This is a genomic window from Pelovirga terrestris (assembly GCF_014773365.1).
Taxonomy (GTDB): Bacteria; Desulfobacterota; Desulfuromonadia; order Desulfuromonadales; family Geopsychrobacteraceae; genus Pelovirga; species Pelovirga terrestris.
In genome coordinates this window covers 1-645 of the sequence record NZ_JACWUN010000046.1, presented here as the reverse complement: position 1 = coordinate 645, position 645 = coordinate 1, and the positions used below count along the sequence as shown (strand labels likewise).

The 645-nt window shown below is 55.8% G+C and carries 1 protein-coding gene; it reads left to right on the top strand.

The window, feature by feature from the left end; genetic code table 11:
- Positions 1-554 (top strand): ExeA family protein (locus ICT70_RS14815; protein ID WP_191158005.1); only part of this gene is annotated, 554 nt, incomplete at its 5' end.
- Positions 555-645 lie beyond the last annotated feature (91 nt).

Here is a 645-nt window from a genome sequence, read left to right as displayed (position 1 = left end):
TCCTCGAACTCTACCGCCAGATCCTCGCCGCGTTGGGCATTACCAAGGCCGGTGCTTCACGGGCCATGATGGCGTACCGGATTAAACAGCAGATTCTCGATCTGGTCACCGGCAAGAAGATGAAAACTCTGCTGGTCATCGATGAAGCGTCCCTCTTACGCCTCGATGTCTTTGCCGAGCTCCACACCCTGACTCAGTTCGAGCAGGATTCCAAACCTTACCTGCCGGTTATTCTCGCCGGTCAGGCCAACCTGGTGGACAACCTCAGCTATCGCGCCAGCAAGCCTCTGGCTTCACGGGTCGTCACTCGCTGCCACTTGGCCGGTATTGACCGCTGCGCAATGGAAAACTATCTGCGCCATCACCTGCAGATAGCCGGTTGCGATCGCATGCTGTTTGAGGAGGCTGCCGTGACCGCCATTCATCAAGGTTCAGGAGGACTTTATCGCAAAGCCAACTTCCTGGCCCGGGGCGCACTCATTGTTGCTGCCAGAAACGAGTCAAGCGTGGTGACCGCCGAGCATGTCCAGGCAGCCAGTACGGAAATCTTTTAAGGGAGGTGTGCGATGAATATCTACGAGGATCAGAATACTGAAACGACCTTCGATGAATTGACGGCCCTGGTGGAACAACTGGTGATGAGTC